This is a genomic window from Escherichia sp. MOD1-EC6098 (assembly GCF_002965865.1).
In the GTDB taxonomy this organism is placed as follows: domain Bacteria; phylum Pseudomonadota; class Gammaproteobacteria; order Enterobacterales; family Enterobacteriaceae; genus Escherichia; species Escherichia marmotae.
In genome coordinates this window covers 260,457-283,557 of the sequence record NZ_PTSN01000003.1, presented here as the reverse complement: position 1 = coordinate 283,557, position 23,101 = coordinate 260,457, and the positions used below count along the sequence as shown (strand labels likewise).

The following is a 23,101-nucleotide window of genomic DNA, read 5'->3' as shown; positions in this document are numbered from 1 at the left end:
CGGTGAAAGTTATAACTGTCTCATTGAGGTAATATTCCGTCATAATGGCATGAGTCCTTTTTAATAAACGAATTATTTTTTGATGGGTTTTTATTTATTTTTTAGTCATGAAGGTGACGTCTATTGCCGTCTGAAGGGCTGTTTTCTCTAATGCTCCAGGCGGAGGGATATTTGCCGCTCTGTCATTCATGTTTAAATCAAGCTGCCCTGATTGTGTATTTATTTTTCCGTTCTCTGTTGCTGTAATATTAAAATTCTTACAGGTTATATTAAATATTCCGTCACTGGTCATTTGCAGGATAGTTTCTCCGCAGCTAAGAATAATGGAATCTCCCGCAGCAAGGCGTAAATTCTGCACTGTCTGAATTGTTTTATCCCCTCCGGCGAGAGAGATATCATCTGTCTGAACTGTTAGAGAACGTTTCTCACCAATAATCGCAGTTTCTGTTTTATCAATAACTTTAAGGCGATTATTGCCCACCCAATGGCTTTCATTATTATTTACTTCAATGCGTTGATCTTTCTCGGCATGCAACCAGACTTCTTCTCCGCCAGTTTTATCCTCAAAACGCAGGGCGTTAGCATTGGTTGGGCCGCCGCCGATGGTGTGGCTGTAAAACCCGCTTTGCGTCGCTGCGCCCGGTAGTCCCCACGGAGGCATGGTGTCCTGGTTGTATGTCCGCCCCACGATAATGGGTAAATCCGGGTCACCGTTTTTGAAATCCACTAGAACTTCCTGACCAATGCGCGGGATCTGAATGCCACCGAATCCTTTACCCGCCCACGGATAACTGACACGGATCCAGCAGGAGCTGTTTTCGTCATTCTTACCGTAACGATCCCAGCCAAACTGAACTTTCACCCGGCCATATTTATCCGTCCAGATTTCCTGCCCCGCCGGGCCAGTCACGATGGCGCTCTGCGGACCTTTGGTATGGGGTTTGCTCAGAGTTCGCTGCGGACGGTAAACTTCATTGGTGGGATGCAACTCAAAGCTGGTTGAGTAAGAGAAGTGCTGCTCCTGGCCGCTGTGTTGCGCATTGTCCTGTATAAATAGTGTGGTCTGTGCCAGCAGATATTCCCGGTTCACTTCGGCTGTTGGATAGTTTTCCAGGATGAAGGTAAAACCTGTCATCAGGGTACGAATATTGCCACTGCCCTGTACCCGACTACCGGGGCTACGCTGTTCTTCCATGCGGATGCGTGTCAGCATTTCACCTTCACTCTTTGTGAAGTAGTCTCCCGGCCATTCGTAGTGCTCATATTCAGCAAGGCCGGTTTCACGTGGATTAGCCACGGTGCTCTTCAGCAGTGAACGCGGCTTCATAAAGTCGAAATCATTCAGCACCCACTGTCCGCTGCGCAGGCTTTCATTTGCTGTGATGGTATGGATAAACTCCTTGTCCAGTTTCAGCCCTTTCTGGTAATAACACACCAGCGGCGAATCTGCGCATGTCTTGTGGACATTAATGGCATCAGCCACCACTAACGTGTGACTGTTCTCGCTGTGCTCAAACCACCAGTAGATACCCCACTCCTGCATCAGGCGCTGAATAAAATCAAAATCTGTTTCACCGTACTGCACCTGCCAGGTGCGAATCGGATAATTTTCCACCAGTCGTTTTTCCACTGGCCAGGGGTACTCATCCAGTACCTCATCCAGGATGTCCACCACGTTTTTATTCTGAAACGCTTTGTAGTCACTCGTGTGGGTCAGTATTTTTAACCACGGTTCGATCCGCAGTTCATACACCACCGAACGTCCTTGATGACCAGCCACGCGCGCCGCCGTCACCAGCCCGCTGATATACCGTTTTCCGCCGCCATCCAATTCGATATGGACGCACAGATCTTTGCCTACCATCGATTTGAGCTGCAGGTTGGCTGCGGGGGAAACATAGCCTATGTTCAGGGTGTCAGGAGTTTTTAATTTAATAGAATAAGTAAATAGTTCCCCTACTGTTTCTGTACCACCTAAGCTTGCGAACAGTAACATTCCATCAGGAACAGCGCTGCCGCTCAAAGTCACGTTATGCTTACCCGATCCAATTAGTGTGCCGGATGGGTAATCTGTAGCTGTAAAACTCATAATTAATCCTTTTAACTAGGAATGGCTAAGTGCTAATAAGAAATCTTACAGAGAAGAAAATATATAAAATATTCGTCGTTGGCATAAAACACCTCAATACTTATGAGTGCTACTGAAGGTACTATCAACCATATATACCATGAAGAATGCACAGTCATGTTACCCTGGCGAAAATATTCACCTGAAGCACATTAATAAAACCAATGAAATTATTTAACTTGTCATTTGATATGATTATCATCAAGTCTTAAAATACGTCCCCCTGTTCTAATCATGCTAAAACCATAGTATTCTTTTTTACTTCCGGAAGAGAGCATATATTTTCCGATATAAATAACATCTGAAGATAGCTCACTTATGTCAATACATACGGGATCGAACTGACCAGTCACTCTTTTCAGTTTTATTGCATTACCATATTTACCTTCATATAAAATATAATTTAAAATCATATTCCCATCGTCTGGTTTTGAACAAACCCGTGCGTCTTGTAAATATATATTACCGGGCAACAATGGACGAACATAATCACCAACAGTGCATCCCGATAAAAAGAGCAACAAAAAGAATCTCTTCATATGACGCCCGCAGGAAATAAATTAAGCACCTTTTTGTATTTTTCCGATAGAGTATTCACTGATTCAGTTGTATCTCCTACATAGTTAACATTTGCCAAATCAGCTACCAATCCATAGTTAATCAATAGCCAATAATCAGCAACTATAGATGCTTGTTGTTCCATTGAATAAGAAGCAATTGACTGTAAATTAAGATCGTAATGATAATTTGCCGCCCAGGAAAACAAACCACGCAACTTAACTGAATACCCTTTCTGATATTGCCAAACATGCATCATTTCATGAATAAACAAGTGAGAAGCACCAGCTACTGTTTCACGATCGCCAGGCATTGCTTGCGATGAAAAATCTGAACTATAAACAGCATCAGGATAATACATTTCCCCGTTTGGGGTCATCGCTGTTCTTTCCCCTTGACCTGGCAAGTGTTTTTCATTGTGGATCCATACCTTGTTATAATCAATTGTATTCTCAAAAATCGATCTGGCTAATGTTAATTCACCAGATGTCATTCTCCTTAATGACATCTCATTCCTCCTGGAAATAATATTTTTCAGATAAAAAACAAACGCTCTTTTATTATTTATTAAATAGGGTTCTCTTTGATGTTCAACATTTCAACTTTATGCAGTGTTGATGACATCATCTTCATAGACAATGAAATCAAAGCAAGTTATCAAAGTTTCCCATTACGATTACTTAACATTAACTCTCAGTATCTTTGTTTATCTATCTTCAATATCAATAGTTGATGCAAATGATTGCACGGATAACATAATCCTCATCAATTAATTAATATCTGTAAACGCTACCGCCCCACCCTGATATCATGATCTGCACGTGGCTATCTTAACGTGATGCTCCATACATTAGTAATGTAAATCATGAATTCGGAATATATCAAATTCACTTCATAAATTAATATCGAGAATGATATACATATTAAAATTATATTGAAGTAATGTTTTAAGAGTTGTATTCCCCTGAAACCAGTCATACGCCAGTCCCCCACTGTTCAGTGATAATCAGCGAAGGGATATGTTGGCGACCAACCACACTAGTGACCACTGAAACCACGGGCGTTCAGAGCGACGAACGAGGAACAAAAGATCTGGTCTGCAATCGAGTACCCTCAACGCAACAATAGTTGTATCAGTCATAATTTCACCAGATTGCTATTTTGTCGTCAGTCGCTTTTATACCCATACATTTAGAGCGGGATCATTTTGCATCGTTACACGATAACAGGTAGGATTCTGCGCCGACAGTTATACCCATAAAGAATAATGGTGAAGGCTGTCATTGCCACGGTGAATAAACAAACCATGTGGTGTCATATATAACCTTTTAGCGAGAAACTCAGGGAGCGCAATGAGTAAACACGACACAGATACTTCAGATCAACACGCCGCGAAACGCCGCTGGCTTAATGCCCACGAAGAGGGCTATCACAAAGCGATGGGTAATCGCCAGGTGCAGATGATCGCCATTGGTGGCGCGATTGGTACTGGTTTGTTTTTAGGCGCAGGTGCCCGACTGCAAATGGCGGGACCAGCACTGGCACTGGTTTATTTAATCTGCGGCTTGTTTTCGTTTTTTATTTTGCGTGCGTTGGGTGAGTTGGTATTACATCGCCCTTCCAGTGGCAGTTTTGTCTCATATGCCCGTGAGTTTTTGGGTGAGAAAGCCGCTTATGTTGCTGGCTGGATGTACTTCATCAACTGGGCAATGACCGGGATTGTCGATATTACTGCAGTTGCACTGTATATGCATTACTGGGGCGCGTTTGGCGATATTCCACAATGGGTATTTGCGCTCGGGGCATTAACCATCGTCGGCACCATGAATATGATAGGTGTAAAATGGTTTGCAGAGATGGAGTTCTGGTTTGCGCTGATTAAAGTTCTCGCCATTGTTACCTTTCTGGTCGTGGGTACAGTGTTCCTCGGTAGCGGTCAGCCACTGGATGGCAACACCACAGGATTTCATTTAATTACCGATAATGGCGGTATCTTCCCCCACGGTTTATTGCCTGCACTGGTGTTGATTCAGGGCGTAGTATTTGCTTTCGCTTCCATTGAGATGGTGGGAACTGCCGCCGGAGAATGTAAAGATCCGCAGACCATGGTGCCTAAAGCCATTAACAGCGTGATTTGGCGTATTGGTCTGTTTTATGTCGGTTCCGTGTTGTTGCTGGTGATGTTATTGCCGTGGAGCGCGTATCAGGCGGGGCAAAGTCCGTTTGTGACGTTCTTCTCTAAACTTGGCGTGCCGTACATCGGCAGCATTATGAATATCGTGGTGCTGACCGCCGCACTCTCCAGCCTGAACTCTGGCCTGTACTGCACCGGACGTATTTTACGCTCAATGGCAATGGGCGGTTCTGCACCAAGTTTTATGGCGAAAATGAGTCGCCAGCATGTTCCGTATGCCGGGATTCTGGCGACGCTGGTCGTGTATGTTGTCGGCGTATTCCTCAATTATCTGGTGCCGTCGCGCGTTTTTGAGATTGTGTTGAACTTTGCGTCGCTGGGAATTATCGCTTCGTGGGCGTTTATCATTGTTTGCCAGATGCGCCTGCGTAAAGCGATTAAAGAAGGTAAAGCGCAGGAAGTCAGTTTTAAACTCCCCGGCGCGCCCTTCACTTCCTGGCTGACTTTACTGTTTTTGCTGTGCGTCCTGGTGCTGATGGCGTTCGATTATCCGAACGGGACTTATACCATCGCGGCACTGCCGGTTATCGGTATTCTGCTGGTTGTGGGTTGGTTTGGTGTGCGTAAACGCGTTGCCGAAGTTCACAGCACTGCGCCAGTCATCGAGGAAGATGAAGAAAAACAGGAAATTGTGTTTAAGCCTGAAACGGCGAGTTAATTGCAAAATTGCCCGGTTTAAAGCCGGATGTGGCGTAAATGCCTTATCCGGCTAACAAACTCTAAATAAATCAAATAATTATGCGTGTTGTAGGCCTGATAAGACGCGACAGCGTTGCATCAGGCATTGTGCTCCGCTTGCCGGATGCGGCGCTAGCGCCTTATCAGGCCTACGAAAGACAAACTCCCCTGTGTCGATTACAGCGCAATACGAATCACATCGTCCGGCTGGGTAGCTTCCTGCTGTTTAGTGGATTTTTGTTTAACACTGACATACAGCGTTTTGCCATCGGCAGACAGCGCCAGGCTGTTCGGATGGGTCGGCGTATCGAACGTTTTCACTACCTTGTAGGTTTTCGCGTCAATCACACTGACTTTACCTGCCTGACGATGTGTCACATAGGCTTCATTACGCGCCGGGTTAAACAGCACAGCCAGTGATTCCGGTGCCGCTACCTTCGCCAGAATATTGCCTTCACGAGTATCAACCACCAGCACTTCCGCAGCTTTGGAGTCGGTGATAAACGCACGCTGGTTGGCGGTATCGAGACTAATGTTGATAAAGAAGTGCTCTTTGCCATCATCCAGCAACTTTTTACGGCTCAAAATTTTGTTGTCGGTGGTGTCGATAGTAATCAATTCACCGTCAGCGTTGGTGGTATAGAGACGTTTGCCTTTGCTATCCAACGCCAGGCCAGTGCTCATTTTACCGGTGTTCTGGATGGCAGTTTTCAGTTTGATATTCTCACCGTCAATCACCCAGATCACGCTCTCCTTCCCAATACCGCTGATGTAAACGGTATTCGTGGCATCATCTGCTACCAGTTCACGCGGCTGCAGCGGGCGCACCTCTTCCGTGCGCTTACGATCATCCAGCACCAGACGCCCTTTCACTTCGCCCGTTTTGGCATCGATCGCCGTGACCGCGCTGTTTACGGTGTTACCAAACCACAACGTCTGGGTGGCATTGTTAATGGTGGCGCCAAACGGTTTGAGATCATTATGAATCACCTGAGTCACTTCCAGAGTGACCGGATCGAGACGATAAACCACCCCGCCTTTATCCAGTTTGCGGCTTTGCGATGTAGCGAGCCACAGCGCATTTTCCTGCTGGCTATAAGCCATTTCGTAAGCGCCTTTACCTACCGCTTTACGCAGCATTTCTTCCGCTGCCTGCGTGCTGAACGATGAAGCAACGAGCAATGAACCTAACAGTAATGAACCACGCAGACGCGATGAGAACAGATGACGTAAATGCATGACGACTCCCTTTGATGAACCGATATTTTTGCTGCTTCACAATGCTTCGCTGAGCGTAATCTTCGTTACACCCTTGTTATAAATGGGAATGGTAATCATTATTTTCTCAAATGTGGAGTATTTCTTGCTGTTACGACTACAATTTTCTCAATTGGTTAACGTATCGTGCCGTTTTGTTTTCTATAAATTTACAAATTCATTACCATAGCGATGTTTTTCCATTCTGAACCTGGCTTTTTTCATGAAGATTTTTTCCGTCCGACAGACTGTTTTATCTGCGCTGATTGTCCTTTCCCCATCCGTTTTTGCCGCTAATGAACAAACCATGATTGTGAGTGCCACACCACAGGTGGTTTCAGAGCTGGATACCCCAGCGGCGGTCAGTGTGGTTGATGGCGAAGAGATGCGCCTGGCAACACCGCGCATTAACTTGTCTGAATCACTGACCAGCGTGCCTGGTTTACAGGTACAAAACCGGCAGAACTATGCGCAGGATTTACAGTTGTCGATTCGTGGATTTGGTTCCCGCTCTACTTACGGGATCCGCGGGATTCGCCTGTATGTGGACGGCATTCCCGCCACCATGCCCGACGGGCAAGGACAAACGTCTAATATCGATTTAAGTAGCGTGCAAAACGTGGAAGTACTGCGTGGCCCCTTTTCCGCCCTCTATGGCAACGCTTCCGGTGGGGTGATGAATGTCACCACACAAACGGGGCAACAACCGTCAGGCATTGAAGCCAGCAGTTACTATGGCAGTTTTGGTAGCTGGCGTTACGGGTTGAAGGCAACGGGAGCAATGGGTGACGGCACACAGGCTGGCGATGTCGATTACACCGTTTCGACCACACGTTTTACGACCCACGGCTACCGTGACCATAGTGGTGCACAGAAAAATTTAGCCAATGCCAAATTGGGCGTACGTATTGATGATGCCAGCAAATTAAGCCTGATTTTTAATAGTGTGGATATCAAAGCAAACGACCCTGGTGGGTTGACCGAAGCAGAATGGAAAGCGGATCCGCAACAAGCTCCTCGCGCTGAACAGTACGATACACGGAAAACCATCAAGCAAACTCAGGCTGGAGTGCGTTATGAGCGTAGTCTTAGCGCCAGCGATGAGATGAGCGTGATGATGTACGCGGGTGAGCGTGAAACGACCCAGTACCAGTCAATCCCGATGGCACCACAACTTCCCCCGTCACACGCAGGCGGCGTGATTACGCTGCAACGCCATTATCAGGGAATAGACAGTCGCTGGACACACCGCGGCGAACTGGGTGTTCCGTTCACTTTAACCACCGGTTTAAACTATGAAAACATGAGTGAAAACCGCAAGGGCTACAATAACTTCCGCTTGAATTACGGCATACCAGAATACGGGCAAAAAGGTGATTTGCGCCGCGACGAGCGTAATCTGATGTGGAACGTCGATCCCTATTTACAGACCCAGTGGCAACTGACTGACAAACTGTCACTGGATGCTGGCGTGCGCTATAGCTCAGTATGGTTTGATTCCAACGATTATTACATTACTCCCGGTAACGGCGATGACAGCGGAGATGCCAGTTATCACAAATGGCTGCCAGCCGGATCGTTAAAATACGCCATCACCGATGCCTGGAATATCTATCTGGCAGCGGGACGCGGCTTTGAAACGCCGACCATTAATGAACTTTCATACCGTGCCGATGGGCAAAGCGGGATGAACTTTGGTTTAAAACCGTCCACCAACGATACAATCGAAATCGGCAGTAAAACGCGTATTGGCGATGGTCTGTTTAGCCTCGCAGTGTTCCAGACCGATACTCATGATGAAATCGTTGTCGATAGCAGTAGCGGTGGGCGTACCACTTATAAAAATGCCGGGAAGACGCGTCGTCAGGGAGCCGAGCTGGCGTGGGATCAACGTTTCGCCGGAGATTTCCGCGTAAAAGCGTCGTGGACCTGGCTTGATGCAACATATCGCAGCGACGTTTGTAACGATCAGAACTGTAATGGTAACCGGATGCCAGGGATCGCCCGCAATATGGGCTTTGCGTCTTTAGGTTACGTACCAGAAGAAGGCTGGTATGCCGGTACAGAAGCGCGATATATGGGCGATATTATGGCTGATGACGAAAACACGGCAAAAGCGCCCTCTTATACTCTCGTTGGTTTGTTTACCGGCTATAAATATAATTACCGCAATATGACGGTGGATTTATTTGGTCGGGTCGATAATTTATTCGACAAAGAATATGTCGGATCGGTGATTGTTAATGAATCCAATGGCCGATATTACGAGCCAGCACCTGGACGGAATTATGGTATTGGCGTAAATCTCGCATGGCGGTTTGAATAATATTACGTGGTGGCGGTATAACACCGCCACCTGTTTTGTTAATTGTCATCCGCCACACGAATAACGACTTTGCCGAAGTTTTTACCTTCTAACAGGCCAATAAAAGTCTGTGGGGCATTTTCTAAACCGTCGGTCATTTGCTCGCGATAATGGATTTTCCCCTCTTTCACCCATTGCCCCATCTCCTGCTGGAACTCATGGATCCGGTGCCCATAATCCTGGCTGATAATAAAGCCTTGCAGACGAATACGTTTTTTCAGCACCGTGGCCATCAGCAACGGTAAACGATCCGGACCAGATGGCAATTCCGTCGCATTATAGCCGCTCACTAAGCCGCAGACAGGAATGCGCGCGGATGTATTGAGCAACGGCAACACGGCATCAAACACTTTACCGCCCACATTTTCATAATAGATATCAACACCTTTCGGACACGCCTTCGTCAGTTGCTCAGCAAAATCATCCGCATGGTGATCAAGGCAAACATCGAAACCCAGTACATCAGTAGCATGGCGGCATTTTTCAGCGCCACCGGCAACACCCACCACCCGACAGCCTTTCAGTTTGCCGATTTGCCCCACCGTTGCGCCAACAGGGCCGGTTGCAGCAGCAACCACCAGCGTTTCCCCCTTTTTAGGTTGACCGATATCCAGCAAGCCCATATAAGCGGTAAAACCAGGCATCCCCAGCACACCCAGCGACCACGAAGGGTTTTGTGGCTGATCGCCAAGTTTCACCAGTTCATCACCGCTGGATATGTCGTAGTCCTGCCAGCCGCTGTAGCCCAGCACCCAGTCGCCAGGCTGGTAGTCCGGATGATTTGATTCCACCACCCGGCTCACCGTGCCGCCAACCATCACGCCACCAATATCAACCGGTGGTGAATAGGATGGCTCATCGCTCATGCGCCCGCGCATATACGGGTCCAGCGACAGATAAACTGTGCGCAGTAACACCTGACCTTCACCTGGCGTGGCAACGTCATCTTCTTCCAGACGGAAATTCTCCGGAACCGGCGCTCCATGCGGACGCGAGGCCAGAACCCAACGGCGGTTACGCTGCTTTTGTTGCCCCATAATGATCTCCTGTGCTTTTGGCATGAATCCATCAATGGTAGCAGGCTCACGTGGTTAGATGTGTTTGTATGCATCACATTCGTCCAGCAATACACAATAATTTCATTGTAGATTGCGTTGCTTCCGGCTGTTTTCGATAGTATTGATAGCATCATTACTATTCGATGTTTTATAGAGGCTCGACATGTCCATCCGTTTTGCCCGCAAAGCCGATTGTGCTGCAATTGCAGAAATTTATAACCACGCCGTGTTGTATACGGCGGCTATCTGGAACGACCAAACGGTGGATGCAGATAACCGAATCGCCTGGTTTGAAGCGCGAACATTATCCGGTTATCCGGTGCTGGTGAGCGAAGAAAATGGCGTTGTCACGGGGTATGCCTCATTTGGTGACTGGCGTAGTTTCGACGGTTTTCGCCATACAGTGGAACATTCGGTATATGTTCATCCGGATCATCAGGGCAAAGGTCTTGGGCGCAAATTGTTAAGCCGGTTGATTGATGAAGCGCGGGATTGCGGGAAGCATGTCATGGTTGCCGGGATCGAGTCGCAAAATCAGGCCTCGCTGCATCTACACCAGTCGCTGGGATTTGTCGTCACCGCACAAATGCCGCAGGTAGGCACTAAATTTGGTCGCTGGCTGGATCTCACCTTTATGCAGTTGCAACTCGACGAACGCAGTGAACCGGACGCTATCGGATGAATCAGTCGCTTACCCTTGCCTTTTTGATCGCCGCCGGGATTGGCCTGGTGGTGCAAAACACATTGATGGTGCGCATCACTCAGACCTCCTCCACCATTCTCATCGCCATGCTACTGAACTCACTGGTGGGAATTGTGCTGTTCGTGTCTATTTTGTGGTTTAAACAAGGGATGGCAGGGTTTGGCGAACTGGTGTCCAGCGTGCGTTGGTGGACTCTAATCCCTGGTTTGCTGGGATCATTTTTTGTCTTCGCCAGTATCAGCGGGTATCAAAATGTGGGGGCGGCAACGACCATTGCGGTACTGGTCGCCAGCCAACTTATTGGAGGTCTGGTACTGGATATTTTCCGCAGTCATGGCGTGCCACTTCGGGCGTTGATTGGCCCAATTTGCGGAGCGGTTTTATTGGTAGTTGGCGCCTGGTTGGTGGCCAGACGCACGTTTTAATCAGAGGATGGTGCCACCTTTCGTTAACTGTTCGTGGCGCGCTTCCATATCTTCTTTATGCTTGCGTCCGTGATGGGCGATTGCTGTGCGCAAACGCTGTTGCTGGGTGTAGCGATCTTCCCGACTTAACTCTGCGTCATCGCTCAGGGCGATTAACAATTCGTTCATATGGGCAATGACGCTCTCCTCAATCGCGGCATCCACGCGCGCGATGACCTCATCCAGATGCGACATACTTTCTCCTTAGCCACTTGTGAAATTTATCGATTCACTCAAATGATATAAGTCTGCGTTGTGCCGTCAAGCCAGCGAGTAAGATTTAAAACAGTGAAAACAGTAGCGCCACTGGAAAACTCATCGGCCATGTGATCCCCACCAGAAAGGCGCTCAGAAAGCGAATGCTCTTCTTATCGTGGGAAAGAAACCAGGTAATAAGAAAGGCGATTACTGCCATAACAGCATAAAAAACAAGCAAACATTGAAAAAGAGACATGTACAGGCATCCAGCCAGGTGAATAAAACGCGCGCAAATATGCGTCATTTCTTGATGCGCATCAAGTTTTCAATCCATTTAAGATAAATTCAATAACCTACGGCATGCTCTTGTCCATCTTCAGAATGAGTATGATTGCGGATTTTCCCAACCCGTACTATACACATAGGGGCTATGACAAAAGGTGGCAAAAATGAACGTTTCCAGTAAAACTGTAGTGTTGATAAATCTCTTTGCTGCTGTTGGGTTGTTTACTCTTATCTCTATGAGATTTGGTTGGTTTATTTGATGTAGCGATATTGCACGCAGCACGTACTGTCAGAGAGAAATCAACTCTCTGACAGTAGGTTAGATCCTCTCACACTCTCCAGATTTACAACACTATCCTTAATGCTTAACCATTACGTGGCGTACTACGGTGTAATCTTCCAGCCCATAAAGTGACATATCTTTGCCATAACCTGAAAGTTTCTGCCCGCCGTGCGGCATTTCACTGACCAGCATGAAGTGGGTATTGACCCAGGTGCAGCCATATTGCAGACGAGCGCTCACACGATGCGCCCGACCGACATCTTTCGTCCACACCGAAGAGGCCAACCCGTACTGACTGTCATTCGCCCAGTTAACCACTTGCTCTTCGTTGTCGAAGGCCGTCACGCTCACTACCGGGCCAAATACCTCTCTTTGAACGATGGCATCTTCTTGTAACGCACCGGCCAGCAGTGTAGGCGCATAATAATAACCGTTACCCTGCCGTTTTTCACCGCCGGTGATCACCTTAATGTGTCCCGTCGCCTTCGCCTCTTCCACCGCCCTGCTGACGCGTTCGAGATGTGCCAGTGAGCTTAACGGCCCCAGCTCTGTGGCCCCATCATCCGGTGCGCCAGATTTTAACGTTGCCACTGCGGCACCGAGTTTTTCCACCAGCGCGTCGTAAATACCTTTTTGCGCGTAGATACGACAGGCAGCAGTGCAATCTTGTCCGGCATTGTAATAGCCAAAGGTGCGCACACCTTCGACCACTGCTTCAATATCTGCATCATCAAAGACAATCACTGGCGCTTTACCGCCCAGTTCCATGTGGGTGCGCTTTATGGATGGTGCTGTATGGCTGATGATGTGCTCACCGGTAGCGATAGACCCCGTCAGCGACACCATGCGCACTTTTGGATGTCCGGTCAGCGGATCACCCACCGTTTTACCTCTGCCAAACAGTACGTTGATCACGCCTGGCGGGAAGATATCTTTCGCCAGTTCTGCCAGTTTCAACGCAGTCAGCGGTGTAATTTCTGATGGTTTAAGCACTACGCAGTTCCCCGCCGCCAGCGCCGGAGCCAGTTTCCACGCTGCCATCATCAACGGGTAGTTCCAGGGGGCGATAGAGGCCACAACACCTAATGGATCGCGGCGAATCATTGATGTATGACCTTCAAGATATTCACCCGCCGCCAGACCATTCAGGCAGCGCGCAGCGCCGGCGAAAAAGCGAAAGACATCGACAATCGCCGGAATCTCATCATTAAAAGCACTATGCAGCGGTTTGCCACAGTTACGGGACTCCAGTTCGGCAAAAACCTGACCGTTCTCTTCGATAACATCCGCCAGTTTCAGCAGGCATTCCGCACGCATTTTCGGCGTGGTTTGCCCCCACCCGACAAATGCGGCATCTGCCGCGCGAACAGCGGCATCAACCTGCTCTGCGGTTGCCTCGGCAATCTCCAGTAATACTTCTCCCGTTGCCGGATTATAGACAGGCTGTTTTTCCCCTTCGCCGCTGACCAGTTCTCCGTTAATCAGTAACTTATGTTGCATAGCATATTCCCATTTCAGTGGTTATTGACCCTTGTCGCCTTCACGGGTTAGCCACCAGGCCCCCAGGATCGGCAAGGTTGTTACCAACATAACCAGCAGTGCCACAACGTTGGTTACCGGTACATCACGCGGTCGCCCAAGCTGATTGAGCAACCACAGTGGTAACGTCCGTTCGTGACCCGCGGTAAAAGTCGTCACGATGATTTCATCGAACGACAAGGCAAACGCCAGCATTCCCCCCGCCAGTAACGCCGAACTGAGATTCGGCAACACCACGTAGCGGAAGGTTTGCCAGCCATTGGCTCCAAGATCCATTGACGCTTCCACCAGACTCCACGAGGTACGGCGAAAACGGGCGATGACATTGTTGAAGACGACCACCACGCAAAAAGTCGCATGACCAACCACGATAGTGAAAAAGCCTGGCTCCAGATTGATCGTTTTAAAGGCCGTTAATAGTGCGAGACCAGTGACAATGCCAGGCAATGCAATGGGTAACAGCAGTAACAGTGAAATGGCGCTTTTGCCGAAAAAGTCACGCCGCCAGAGCGCCGCGGCCGCCAGTGTTCCTAACACCAGCGCGATGAATGTCGCCAGCGTCGCCACTTTAAGTGACAGTGTCACGGCATCAAGAATATCGCTACGCTGTGCTGCTATGCTGAACCAGCGCAGCGTCAAGCCTTGTGGTGGAAAACTAAATGCGGCTTCCTCGGTGTTAAACGCATAGGCGGCGATAATCAAGATGGGAAAATGGAGAAAAAGCACGCCGCCCCAGGCCGCCAGTTTGAGGAACAACGGTGCGCGTTCAGAGTGCATCGAACGCCCCCATGCGTTTCACGAACGCCAGATACAGTGCGATAAGAACAATCGGCACCAGAGTGAAAGCTGCAGCCATCGGCATATTGCCAATCGCCCCTTGCTGGGAGTAGACCATGTTGCCGATAAAATACCCCGGCGGCCCCACCAATTGCGGAACGATAAAGTCGCCCAGCGTTAGCGAGAAGGTAAAGATAGAACCTGCGGCAATACCCGGGATCGTCAGCGGTAACACCACATAGCGGAAAGTTTGCCGTGGGCGCGCGCCGAGATCTGCCGATGCCTGCAGCAGTGACGGGGGTAAACGCTCCAGCGCTGCCTGCACAGGCAGGATCATGAACGGCAGCCAGATATAAAGAAACACCAGAAAACGCCCCAGCCCGGAAGTAGACAGTGTATTGCCGCCCACAGCCGGAAGTGTCAGGAACGCCGTCAGCAGTGGCTCCAGCCCCAGATGTTGCAAAAACCACTGCGCTACGCCATCTTTCGCCAGCAATAACGTCCAGGCATAGGCTTTAACAATGTAGCTCGCCCACATCGGTAACATCACCGCAATATAAAAAAACGCTTTCATTTTGCCGCTGGTGTAGCGCGCCATGTACCACGCCATCGGAAAGGCCAGAATAGCGCTGGCGATGGTCACCGCCACTGCCATCGTCAGTGTGCGGATGATGATGTCGTAATTAGCCGGGTTAAACAGTGCGCGTATATTCGCCAGCGTCAGTTCCGGCGTTACCGACATAGTGAAATCATCAAAGGTATAAAACCCCTGCCATAACAGTGTCAGCAGCGAGCCGAAATAGACGATGCCAAACCACATCAACGGGCCAAGCAGCAGTAAAAACAATCCAAGCCCCGGTTTACGCCAGAAAAAACCCGACATCTTCCCCATGCCGGGGCGCGCAGGTGACTGCAATACGTTCATCGCCATTCACCTCTCCTCAACCAGAGGCACCATCACATCGCGGGACCAGGAAACCATCACCTGTTGACCAGGCGTGAGCGTGGCGGGTAGTTCTTCGCCCGTCATGTTGCCCAGACTGACCAGCAGTTTTTCACCGCCGCTAAGTTTCAGTTCAAAACGAGTCGTCGCCCCCTGATATTGCACCGCCTGGATCGTGCCATTGGCCTGCACTTCGCCAGGTGTATTGAGGCGGATATGTTCCGGGCGCAATGCGAAGCTCCCCATCATGCCGCAAAGTTTCTCCGCAATCAGCGGCGCAAAAACGTTGGATGTCCCGACAAATCCCGCGACAAATGGCGTACGCGGACGCATATAGAGATCGCGCGGTGAATCAACCTGCTCAATACGTCCATTATTGAAAACCGCCACGCGATCGGACATCGATAATGCTTCGCCCTGATCGTGGGTGACAAAGATAAAAGTGATTCCGAGGGATTGTTGCAGCTTTTTCAGCTCCAGTTGCATCTGCTCGCGCAGCTTAAGATCCAGTGCGCCGAGCGGCTCATCCAGTAGCAACACGCGCGGTTCGTTCACTAACGCTCTGGCGATGGCGACCCTCTGGCGTTGACCACCGGAAAGCTGTGACGGCTTACGTTGCAGCACGAAACCAAGCGCCACTTTTTCCAGCGCCTCTTGCGCCATGATGTAACGCTGTTTTTTATCAACGCCTTTGACCATCAGCCCGTAGGCCACGTTATCGAGAATCGACATATGGGGAAACAGCGCGTAGTCCTGGAAAACGGTATTAACATCCCGCTCCCACGGTGGCAGATTGCTGGCGGGTTTACCAAAAATAGTAATTGCCCCGCCAGAAAGCTGTTCGAATCCAGCGATTAGCCGCAGACAGGTGGTTTTGCCGGAGCCGGACGGCCCCAGCATTGAAAAGAACTCACCATCTTTTATCGCAATACTGACGCCATCTACCGCGCGCACGTCACCGTACAACCGAGAAACGTTGTCAAACTCCACTGCGTACGTCATAAAACACCCCAGCGAAGTTAGCGGCCGCCCATAATGGCAATGTAATCCTGCGTCCAGCGGCTATATGGGACAAATTTTCCCCCTTCTGCGATGGGCGTTTTCCAGAAGGCGATTTTGTCGAAATAGTTAAATCCATTAGTTTCACAGCCTTTATCGCCCAGCAACGGACTGGCTTTACAGCCTTCCGGCACCACAGGCAGTGAGCCAAACCAGGCTGCCACATCACCCTGCACTTTTGGTGTTAATGACCAGTTCATCCATTTGTAGGCACAAACCGGATGTTTTGCTTCGCTATGCAGCATAGTGGTATCAGCCCAGCCGGTGACGCCCTCTTTAGGGAAGACGGTGGCGATCGGTTGTCCTTCGCCTTTCAATGCGTTGGCCTGATATGGCCATGCGCTGGAAGCTACCACGCCTTCATTTTTGAAATCGCTCATTTGTACAGAGGTGTCATGCCAGTAGCGATGGATCAAACCATGTTGATCGCGAAGTACTTTCAGCACCGCCTGATATTGATCTTCGGTCAGTTGGTACGGATCGCTGATGCCCAACTGCGGCTGAGTCGCTTTGACGAACAGCGCGGCATCGGCAATATAGATAGGGCCGTCATAAGCCTGTACGCGGCCTTTATTGCTCTTACCGTCCGGCAGTTCCTGTTCCACAAAGACAACCTGCCAGCTATCCGGTGGCGTCGGAAAGGTTTTGGTGTTGTACATCAGCAGGTTCGGCCCCCACTGATACGGCGTGCCATAAACTTTGCCGCCAACGTTAAACCAGTCGCCCTTTACTACGCGTGGGTCGAGTGTTTTCCAGTTGGGGATCAGTGCGGTATTAATCGGCTGCACACGTTTACCCATAATCAAACGCAGTGAAGCATCACCGGACGCCGTGACCAGATCGTAACCGCCTTTGGTCATCAGGCTGACCATTTCATCGGAAGTGGCGGCGGTTTTCACATTTACCGCGCAACCTGTTTCTTTTTCGAATTGCGTAACCCAGTCGTATTGTTTATCGGTTTGTCCACGTTCGATGTATCCCGGCCAGGCGATAATATCCAGTCGTCCTTCCGGTTTATCTAAATTAGTGAGGGGTTCGGCGGCGTGGGCGGTCATTAAAGTCATGGTTAGCGCACACAGGCTGCTGCGGGCAAATGTCTTGCTCATAGGTCTTACTCCTGTTGTCATTATTGTCAGCAGCCGTGCCGTAAAAATATCTCCCTGTTTAACCATAGACGGCGCATTGCAGGCGTACCTTCGCCCCTGAAAATATTTAGTCAGGTTGTGAGCTAACGCGCATTACGCAATTTTAGAGGCTATCTTCTGGAGTATAGACAAGGGGTTAAGGAATACTGGAGCTATTCGAATTTCCTATTGCTCAACCGGAGGGAAATTAAATTGGAATCTATTTCAACTGCTCTTGAATAAGTTTGCCTAATTGTTTTACCGCTTGTTCTTCGCGTTCTCCCCACTGCCATGCAGTATTAAAACGAAAAAAACGTGACCAGTTTTCGCCAGTAGAAAACATTTTACCAGGCGCAATACTGATGTGATGTGCCAGTGCCTGAACACTTAATTCTCCCGCATCTAACGGTTCGGGAAGTTCCAGCCAGAGAAAATAACCACTGTCGTTATGGTGTATTTTGACTTCCACAGGCAGATAACGCAGCAGCGCCTGCCAGGCGCGTTGTTTGCGTTCCGCAAGCTGTCGACGTAGACGACGCAGATGGGCATCGTAGCGGCGTGTCGAAAGGTAATCCACCAGCGCAAGTTGCATCGGTGAGCTTGTGGAAAGCGTACTCATCAATTGCAATCGTTGGATTTTACGCGCATGTTTTCCTGCGGCGACCCAGCCGATACGAAAACCTGGCACCAGGCATTTAGAGAATGATGAGCAATGCAGCACACGATCATATTGATCCCAGGCTTTTGCAGGCAGCGGTTTTTCCCGCCCAAAGTACAACTCGCTGTAGACATCATCTTCAATCAGCATCACGTTGTACTGGTTGAGCAACTCTACCAACCGCGCTTTTTTCTGCGGCGTTAAGGTAAAACCGAGCGGATTCTGGCTGTTAGTCATTAACCAACACGCTTTCACCGGATACTCCTGTAACGCCAGTTCCAGCGCCTGAAGGTCAATCCCTTCGTTAACATCCGTCGCCACCGATAACGCTTTCAGCCGTAATCGTTCCAGCGCCTGCAACGCGCCGTAGAAACAAGGATTCTCTACTATCACCCAATCGCCCGGTTCTGTGACTGCTTGCAAACCGAGATTTAATGCCTCTAATGCACCGGCGGTAATGACGATTTCATCAGGCGAAATGGTGATACCCTGTAAGGCATAGCGGCGAGCAATAGCCTGGCGAAGCTCGGCATTCCCTGGCGGTAGGTTTTCGATCACGCTCATTGCCGTGGCGGTTTTGCTTACTTGCGCCAGCGAGCGGTTCAATTGTTGCAGTGGGAAAAGCCGCGGATCGGGAAAGGCTGAGGCAAACGGCACTACCGACGGATCGCGACTGGCCTGCAACATGTCAAAAATATAGGTATTAATATCGACAGCTTCATCACGTGTGACCGGAATGACTGGCGCTTTCTGCATTTTTATTGTCTGTGGCGCAACGTAATAACCCGACTGCGGCCGCGCAATAATATGTCCCTGACTTTCGAGCAACTGGTAGGCATGGCTGACGGTCATAAAGCTCACGCCAGAAAGCGCCACCTGTTCACGTAACGAAGGCAGACGATCGCCGGGCTGCCAGATGCCTGACGCAATTTGCTCGCGTAATTGTTCCGCCAGTTGCTGGTATTTTTTCATTTTTGAATCGTTATAGTGTGCAGGTGATCCGGCAGTCTATATCAGTTGTTAAAAATGACAACTTTGTGTTAACTGTAATTAAACCATCACCAGCGATAACTCTTTGCCAAGCGCCTTAGCCGCGAGCTGGACGGCGTCGATTTTTGTCGCATGGTGCAAATTAAATAGGCGAGTAATCTCCTGTTTAGGTTTGCCAATTCGTCTGGCTAACTCTTGCTGAGTGATTTCTGACTGTAAAAAAGCATTTAGCAGCAATACCTTAGAAGCAACACTTAAAGGTACTTCAATAAAGTGATCGTTGTTATTCAATGGCGAAGGTAACGGGATGAGTTCGTTATCTTCAAAATAAAAATCAAATGCGGTCAGTAAGGCATCTTTTGCTGCTTCCATCGCTTCAGCGACCGTTTCTCCCTGCGTCAACGCTTCGGGGATATCCACAAAAGAAACCATATAACCGCCTTCCGGCGCGGGTGTAAGAGTGACGGGATAACGCATAATTTCGACTGTCTCTCGCATGTCATTAACCTTTTTAATTGGCGATTAACTCAAACCGAGTTGTTTCAGAATTGCTTTACGCAATGGTTCTTTAATCTCTTCGCTGGGGTGACGCGGCATGACACTGCGCCTCCCGTGAAACCTGAGTTTTAAATGGTTGCTGCCATTCGCTACATCGACGCCCTGAGATTCGAGCCAACGTCTGAACTCGCTTTGTTTCACATCGCCTCCCTGCCGCTGAGTATATCAACAAAGTAAACATTAGTGTTTACCTCCGTGTGTAATTTGCTCGAAAATAGCACTTAATCGCCGCAACGGCAGAATGCAATGCAAAATCAGGAAGGCAGATTCCAGAATTTCTTTGCGCTAATTTGCAAAACAGAATAATAACCTCAAGAAACTGTCGGCATCATAGCGGCAAAAGGTAAGAAAAAGGTGGCGGGATGTTTACGAAGGCGTTATCGGTAGTCTTATTAACCTGCGCGCTGTTCTCCGGGCAACTAATGGCAGGACACAAAGGACATGAGTTTTTATGGGTGAAAAATGTGGATCATCAACTGCGCCATGAAGCGGACAGCGATGAATTGCGCGCCGTTGCGGAAGAATCGGCAGAAGGCTTACGCGAGCATTTTTACTGGCAAAAATCACGTAAACCAGAAGCGGGTCAGAGTTGAGTCGTTTGTTGCCGGATGCGGCGTGAACGCCTTATCCGGCCAACAATATCATGCAGATTCAATGAGCTGTGAATAACCCTGAAAACTTGCGGTTTATCCTTTCCGCTTCGGCAATGTTTTCAGCAGATCATCCGGGCTTACGGATGCAACAACGCTTCCCGGTAACGGCATTTTCAGAATGTGATTTTTGATTTTGCCGATGACGTGCATCTCACATGGACGGCAATCAAACTTCAGCGTTAACACTTCATCGCCGTTAACCAGTTGCATTGGTGTTGCCTTCCAGCTTTTGATATTGCCTTTCGCCTGCTTCGGACACAGATTGAAAGCAAAGCGCAGACAATGCTTGGTGATCATCACCGGAACCTCGCCCTTCTCTTCATGTGCCTCATACGCCGCATCAATCAGTTGCACACCATAGCGATGATAAAATTCACGCGCTTTCTGGTTGTAAACATTCGCGAGGAAACTCAGATGCGTTTGCGGATAAACCGGCGCAGGATCAGCAACCGGTTTACGGCTGCCGCGCTGGTAACTGGCAAGACGCGCGGCATCCAGCATTTCGGCGGCTTCACGACGGAACTGATTTAACAGGCTGTTTGGCACAAACAGCGCCCCCGGCAAGTTAATTTGTACATCACGAGCGTAATAGATAGTCTGCCCCAGCTTCGACAATCCCTCTTTCAGATTGGTGAGTGCTTTTTCGGCGTTATTCGCTTCGTCGAATTGCCCATCCAGGGTATGAGTGATGCTGACGCCCTCTTCGCTGGTTAACGTCAGAATGAGTTGTTCCTGCCAGCCGCCAAGTTCAATATCTACAGCGACCCGGCGCTCACTGGAGGTTTTGGTCAGCGCCTGTTGCCAGTTATGGTCAAGGTTACGGTTAAGCGGATGATGTGGACGAATTTTATGCAGCTCTGCTGGCATCTCATTTGGCCAGACGCGGTACTGGTTTTTCCCCGTTTTCTCTACCGTGTTGGCACGAAAGCCGACGACTTCACGTTTAATCATTACGTTCAGACCATCGCCGTTAGCCAGCGGTTCGGTGACCTCAACATCGAGATGATCTTTAGCAACGTTCAATACTTCACCCACTGGCAGGCCAATAAATTTCGGGGAATCGAACGCGCCAATGTCGCCTTTACGCGCGTTAACAAAGTAGTCTGTACTGCCACGATGGAAGGTTTTTTCCGTCGAAGGTACAAAAAAGTGCTCGGTACGACCAGATGAAGCACGTGCCAGATCGCCACGTTCTTCAATAATGGCATCCAGCTTCTGGCGATAATGCGCGGTGATATTCTTCACGTAGCTCATATCTTTGTAACGCCCTTCAATCTTGAAGGAGCGCACACCAGCATCAATCAGAGCGCCAAGATTGGCAGTCTGATCATTATCTTTCATCGACAGCAGATGTTTTTCATAGGAAACCACCCGCCCCTGATCGTCTTTCAACGTGTATGGTAAACGGCACGCCTGTGAGCAATCGCCACGGTTGGCGCTACGCCCCGTTTGTGCATGAGAAATGTAGCACTGACCGGAATATGCCACGCACAGTGCACCATGAATAAAGAACTCAATGGTCGCGTCTGTGGCCTGATGAATCGCGCGGATCTGTTCCAGGTTAAGCTCACGCGCCAATACGATCTGCGTAAAGCCAACGTCAGAGAGGAACTTCGCTTTTTCCACCGTGCGAATATCACACTGCGTGCTGGCGTGCAGTTCAATCGGTGGGATATCAAGTTCCAGAATCCCCATATCCTGCACAATCAGTGCATCAACGCCGGTCTGATAAAGATCGGTAATCAACCGCTGCGCCGGTTCCAGTTCTTCGTCATGCAAAATGGTATTAAGGGTGACGAAAATTTTTGCGCCATAACGATGAGCAAATGGCACCAGTTCGGCAATATCTTTCAGGCTATTACTGGCGTTATGACGGGCACCAAAACCAGGGCCACCGATGTAAACAGCATCGGCACCGTGCAAAATAGCTTCGCGGGCAATGGCGGCATCGCGTGCCGGGCTTAACAGTTCAAGGCGATGAGAAGATACGGTCACTTTCTTATCCAGTAGCTGAAAAATGGCGGCTATTTTAGCCACAAGCGTGACGTTGCGAAATAGTTTTCCTGTTTAACTACGAGGGTAATGAATGAGGGAATGAAAATGCACGCTTTGCTCGTCACGGTTGCAATAGGCATGAGCGACATCGGCGGCAAAACGGATGCCTTCTCCACGATTAAGACTATGCCACGCGCCATCAACGCACAGTTCAAGCTGCCCTTCGATGACGACGACATGTTCAATCACCCCCTTTTCGTGTGGCGTCGATTCACTTATTGCGCCAGGAGCCATCAGGATCGAAAAGTGTTCAAAGCAGAGTTGTGGATCATAAGGAAACAACGAGGTGATCACCATCGCCTGCTGTTGTGGATCATAAACTGATGGTATAGCGTTCTGCGGCGGCGAAATAAACGTCGAAAACGGCACGTTCATTCCGGTGGCGATTTTCCATAATGTCGCGACCGTCGGGCTGGATTCATTACGTTCAATCTGCCCTAACATCGCTTTAGAAACGCCCGTAACTTCTGCCAGTCGAGAAAGACTCCAGCCTCGTTGCTGACGAAGATATTTAAGCGTGGCGGATAAATAGTGAGCGAGATTTTCCATGCGACTCCTCCTGCAAAACAGGAGT

At 49.2% G+C, this 23,101-nt stretch carries 23 protein-coding genes; 6 read left to right on the top strand and 17 right to left on the bottom strand.

Features of this window, described 5'->3' with window-relative positions; all coding sequences use genetic code 11:
- Positions 1 to 94: 94 nt before the first annotated feature.
- The 3 genes from C0K55_RS05980 to C0K55_RS05970 all read right to left on the bottom strand — a co-directional run bounded on the left by C0K55_RS05980 (position 95) and on the right by C0K55_RS05970 (position 3,194).
- Positions 95 to 2,089, bottom strand: coding sequence for a type VI secretion system Vgr family protein (locus tag C0K55_RS05980; protein WP_105283415.1), 1,995 nt, complete (start codon positions 2,087 to 2,089; stop codon positions 95 to 97).
- Positions 2,090 to 2,310: 221 nt separating this feature from the next.
- Positions 2,311 to 2,667 carry a hypothetical protein gene (locus C0K55_RS05975; protein WP_105266765.1) on the bottom strand — a complete coding sequence of 119 codons (357 nt, stop codon included), beginning with the start codon at positions 2,665 to 2,667 and terminating at the stop codon, positions 2,311 to 2,313.
- Positions 2,664 to 3,194 carry a hypothetical protein gene (locus tag C0K55_RS05970; RefSeq protein WP_061091004.1) on the bottom strand — a complete coding sequence of 177 codons (531 nt, stop codon included), beginning with the start codon at positions 3,192 to 3,194 and terminating at the stop codon, positions 2,664 to 2,666. The genes C0K55_RS05975 and C0K55_RS05970 overlap by 4 nt, the downstream gene beginning before the upstream one ends.
- An 844-nt stretch (positions 3,195 to 4,038) precedes the next feature.
- On the opposite strand from C0K55_RS05970, the gene ansP reads away from it, so the two are divergent.
- Positions 4,039 to 5,538 carry an L-asparagine permease gene (gene ansP, locus C0K55_RS05960; RefSeq protein ID WP_001516412.1) on the top strand — a complete coding sequence of 500 codons (1,500 nt, stop codon included), beginning with the start codon at positions 4,039 to 4,041 and terminating at the stop codon, positions 5,536 to 5,538.
- Positions 5,539 to 5,735: 197 nt separating this feature from the next.
- Here the strand turns inward: ansP and yncE are convergent, their stop codons facing one another.
- Complete coding sequence (yncE, locus tag C0K55_RS05955; RefSeq protein WP_000550691.1) at positions 5,736 to 6,797, bottom strand: 7-bladed beta-propeller protein YncE; 1,062 nt, start codon at positions 6,795 to 6,797, stop codon at positions 5,736 to 5,738.
- A gap of 241 nt (positions 6,798 to 7,038) precedes the next feature.
- Here yncE and pqqU point away from each other — a divergent pair, with 241 nt between their 5' ends.
- The gene (pqqU, locus tag C0K55_RS05945) at positions 7,039 to 9,141 is read left to right on the top strand and encodes a TonB-dependent receptor PqqU (protein ID WP_105266764.1); all 2,103 of its coding nucleotides are present in this window, start codon (positions 7,039 to 7,041) and stop codon (positions 9,139 to 9,141) included.
- Positions 9,142 to 9,179: 38 nt separating this feature from the next.
- Here the strand turns inward: pqqU and curA are convergent, their stop codons facing one another.
- Positions 9,180 to 10,217 (bottom strand): NADPH-dependent curcumin/dihydrocurcumin reductase, encoded by a 1,038-nt coding sequence (curA, locus tag C0K55_RS05940; RefSeq protein ID WP_016248713.1) that lies wholly within the window; start codon positions 10,215 to 10,217, stop codon positions 9,180 to 9,182.
- Between the two features lie 184 nt (positions 10,218 to 10,401).
- Here curA and C0K55_RS05935 point away from each other — a divergent pair, with 184 nt between their 5' ends.
- Both C0K55_RS05935 and C0K55_RS05930 read left to right on the top strand, forming a co-directional pair.
- Entirely contained in the window at positions 10,402 to 10,920 is a 519-nt protein-coding gene (locus C0K55_RS05935) for a GNAT family N-acetyltransferase (RefSeq protein ID WP_001516415.1), read from the top strand.
- A complete protein-coding gene (locus tag C0K55_RS05930) occupies positions 10,917 to 11,366 on the top strand; it encodes a DMT family transporter (protein ID WP_001076542.1) in 450 nt (149 codons plus the stop codon). The genes C0K55_RS05935 and C0K55_RS05930 overlap by 4 nt, the downstream gene beginning before the upstream one ends.
- Here the strand turns inward: C0K55_RS05930 and ydcY are convergent, their stop codons facing one another.
- Both ydcY and C0K55_RS05920 read right to left on the bottom strand, forming a co-directional pair.
- Positions 11,367 to 11,600 carry a DUF2526 family protein YdcY gene (gene ydcY / locus C0K55_RS05925; RefSeq protein WP_000018633.1) on the bottom strand — a complete coding sequence of 78 codons (234 nt, stop codon included), beginning with the start codon at positions 11,598 to 11,600 and terminating at the stop codon, positions 11,367 to 11,369.
- A gap of 85 nt (positions 11,601 to 11,685) precedes the next feature.
- Positions 11,686 to 11,859 carry a GhoT/OrtT family toxin gene (locus C0K55_RS05920; protein ID WP_001516416.1) on the bottom strand — a complete coding sequence of 58 codons (174 nt, stop codon included), beginning with the start codon at positions 11,857 to 11,859 and terminating at the stop codon, positions 11,686 to 11,688.
- A 193-nt stretch (positions 11,860 to 12,052) separates the two neighbouring features.
- Here C0K55_RS05920 and yncL point away from each other — a divergent pair, with 193 nt between their 5' ends.
- The gene (yncL, locus tag C0K55_RS05915; protein WP_071985532.1) at positions 12,053 to 12,148 is read left to right on the top strand and encodes a stress response membrane protein YncL; all 96 of its coding nucleotides are present in this window, start codon (positions 12,053 to 12,055) and stop codon (positions 12,146 to 12,148) included.
- Positions 12,149 to 12,246: 98 nt separating this feature from the next.
- Here yncL and patD read toward each other — a convergent pair whose 3' ends face one another.
- From patD to hicA, 8 genes are all read right to left on the bottom strand, one after another.
- Positions 12,247 to 13,671: an aminobutyraldehyde dehydrogenase gene (gene patD, locus C0K55_RS05910; protein WP_001163919.1), complete on the bottom strand. Its 1,425-nt coding sequence runs from the start codon at positions 13,669 to 13,671 to the stop codon at positions 12,247 to 12,249.
- 21 nt (positions 13,672 to 13,692) lie between these two features.
- Positions 13,693 to 14,487 (bottom strand): ABC transporter permease, encoded by a 795-nt coding sequence (locus C0K55_RS05905; RefSeq protein ID WP_000555487.1) that lies wholly within the window; start codon positions 14,485 to 14,487, stop codon positions 13,693 to 13,695.
- Positions 14,477 to 15,418: an ABC transporter permease gene (locus C0K55_RS05900; protein WP_105266763.1), complete on the bottom strand. Its 942-nt coding sequence runs from the start codon at positions 15,416 to 15,418 to the stop codon at positions 14,477 to 14,479. The genes C0K55_RS05905 and C0K55_RS05900 overlap by 11 nt, the downstream gene beginning before the upstream one ends.
- Entirely contained in the window at positions 15,419 to 16,432 is a 1,014-nt protein-coding gene (locus C0K55_RS05895) for an ABC transporter ATP-binding protein (RefSeq protein WP_001516418.1), read from the bottom strand.
- Positions 16,433 to 16,449: 17 nt separating this feature from the next.
- A complete protein-coding gene (gene ydcS, locus C0K55_RS05890; RefSeq protein WP_000047463.1) occupies positions 16,450 to 17,595 on the bottom strand; it encodes a putative ABC transporter substrate-binding protein YdcS in 1,146 nt (381 codons plus the stop codon).
- A 238-nt stretch (positions 17,596 to 17,833) separates the two neighbouring features.
- Entirely contained in the window at positions 17,834 to 19,243 is a 1,410-nt protein-coding gene (locus tag C0K55_RS05885; RefSeq protein ID WP_061091001.1) for an aminotransferase-like domain-containing protein, read from the bottom strand.
- 78 nt (positions 19,244 to 19,321) lie between these two features.
- Positions 19,322 to 19,738 carry a type II toxin-antitoxin system antitoxin HicB gene (gene hicB, locus C0K55_RS05880; RefSeq protein WP_077627724.1) on the bottom strand — a complete coding sequence of 139 codons (417 nt, stop codon included), beginning with the start codon at positions 19,736 to 19,738 and terminating at the stop codon, positions 19,322 to 19,324.
- A 45-nt stretch (positions 19,739 to 19,783) separates the two neighbouring features.
- The gene (gene hicA / locus C0K55_RS05875) at positions 19,784 to 19,960 is read right to left on the bottom strand and encodes a type II toxin-antitoxin system mRNA interferase toxin HicA (RefSeq protein WP_000813795.1); all 177 of its coding nucleotides are present in this window, start codon (positions 19,958 to 19,960) and stop codon (positions 19,784 to 19,786) included.
- Between the two features lie 221 nt (positions 19,961 to 20,181).
- Between hicA and C0K55_RS05870 the strand changes: the two genes are divergently transcribed.
- Positions 20,182 to 20,412: a DUF2554 family protein gene (locus C0K55_RS05870; RefSeq protein WP_000494240.1), complete on the top strand. Its 231-nt coding sequence runs from the start codon at positions 20,182 to 20,184 to the stop codon at positions 20,410 to 20,412.
- A gap of 93 nt (positions 20,413 to 20,505) precedes the next feature.
- On the opposite strand, the gene rlhA is transcribed toward C0K55_RS05870, so the two are convergent.
- Positions 20,506 to 22,467, bottom strand: a complete 1,962-nt coding sequence (gene rlhA / locus C0K55_RS05865) for a 23S rRNA 5-hydroxycytidine C2501 synthase (protein WP_105224594.1) — start codon at positions 22,465 to 22,467, stop codon at positions 20,506 to 20,508.
- A gap of 72 nt (positions 22,468 to 22,539) precedes the next feature.
- Positions 22,540 to 23,076, bottom strand: a complete 537-nt coding sequence (locus tag C0K55_RS05860; RefSeq protein WP_000429073.1) for a helix-turn-helix domain-containing protein — start codon at positions 23,074 to 23,076, stop codon at positions 22,540 to 22,542.
- Between the last annotated feature and the right edge of the window lie 25 nt (positions 23,077 to 23,101).

What these genes read in the sequence shown, in the direction of transcription:
- C0K55_RS05980 (WP_105283415.1), bottom strand. Translation starts at nt 2,089, where the DNA reads ATGAGTTTTACAGCTACAGATTACCCATCCGGCACACTAATTGGATCG.
- C0K55_RS05975 (WP_105266765.1), bottom strand. Translation starts at nt 2,667, where the DNA reads ATGAAGAGATTCTTTTTGTTGCTCTTTTTATCGGGATGCACTGTTGGT.
- C0K55_RS05970 (WP_061091004.1), bottom strand. Translation starts at nt 3,194, where the DNA reads ATGTCATTAAGGAGAATGACATCTGGTGAATTAACATTAGCCAGATCG.
- ansP (WP_001516412.1), top strand. Translation starts at nt 4,039, where the DNA reads ATGAGTAAACACGACACAGATACTTCAGATCAACACGCCGCGAAACGC.
- yncE (WP_000550691.1), bottom strand. Translation starts at nt 6,797, where the DNA reads ATGCATTTACGTCATCTGTTCTCATCGCGTCTGCGTGGTTCATTACTG.
- pqqU (WP_105266764.1), top strand. Translation starts at nt 7,039, where the DNA reads ATGAAGATTTTTTCCGTCCGACAGACTGTTTTATCTGCGCTGATTGTC.
- curA (WP_016248713.1), bottom strand. Translation starts at nt 10,217, where the DNA reads ATGGGGCAACAAAAGCAGCGTAACCGCCGTTGGGTTCTGGCCTCGCGT.
- C0K55_RS05935 (WP_001516415.1), top strand. Translation starts at nt 10,402, where the DNA reads ATGTCCATCCGTTTTGCCCGCAAAGCCGATTGTGCTGCAATTGCAGAA.
- C0K55_RS05930 (WP_001076542.1), top strand. Translation starts at nt 10,917, where the DNA reads ATGAATCAGTCGCTTACCCTTGCCTTTTTGATCGCCGCCGGGATTGGC.
- ydcY (WP_000018633.1), bottom strand. Translation starts at nt 11,600, where the DNA reads ATGTCGCATCTGGATGAGGTCATCGCGCGCGTGGATGCCGCGATTGAG.
- C0K55_RS05920 (WP_001516416.1), bottom strand. Translation starts at nt 11,859, where the DNA reads ATGTCTCTTTTTCAATGTTTGCTTGTTTTTTATGCTGTTATGGCAGTA.
- yncL (WP_071985532.1), top strand. Translation starts at nt 12,053, where the DNA reads ATGAACGTTTCCAGTAAAACTGTAGTGTTGATAAATCTCTTTGCTGCT.
- patD (WP_001163919.1), bottom strand. Translation starts at nt 13,671, where the DNA reads ATGCAACATAAGTTACTGATTAACGGAGAACTGGTCAGCGGCGAAGGG.
- C0K55_RS05905 (WP_000555487.1), bottom strand. Translation starts at nt 14,487, where the DNA reads ATGCACTCTGAACGCGCACCGTTGTTCCTCAAACTGGCGGCCTGGGGC.
- C0K55_RS05900 (WP_105266763.1), bottom strand. Translation starts at nt 15,418, where the DNA reads ATGGCGATGAACGTATTGCAGTCACCTGCGCGCCCCGGCATGGGGAAG.
- C0K55_RS05895 (WP_001516418.1), bottom strand. Translation starts at nt 16,432, where the DNA reads ATGACGTACGCAGTGGAGTTTGACAACGTTTCTCGGTTGTACGGTGAC.
- ydcS (WP_000047463.1), bottom strand. Translation starts at nt 17,595, where the DNA reads ATGAGCAAGACATTTGCCCGCAGCAGCCTGTGTGCGCTAACCATGACT.
- C0K55_RS05885 (WP_061091001.1), bottom strand. Translation starts at nt 19,243, where the DNA reads ATGAAAAAATACCAGCAACTGGCGGAACAATTACGCGAGCAAATTGCG.
- hicB (WP_077627724.1), bottom strand. Translation starts at nt 19,738, where the DNA reads ATGCGTTATCCCGTCACTCTTACACCCGCGCCGGAAGGCGGTTATATG.
- C0K55_RS05870 (WP_000494240.1), top strand. Translation starts at nt 20,182, where the DNA reads ATGTTTACGAAGGCGTTATCGGTAGTCTTATTAACCTGCGCGCTGTTC.
- C0K55_RS05860 (WP_000429073.1), bottom strand. Translation starts at nt 23,076, where the DNA reads ATGGAAAATCTCGCTCACTATTTATCCGCCACGCTTAAATATCTTCGT.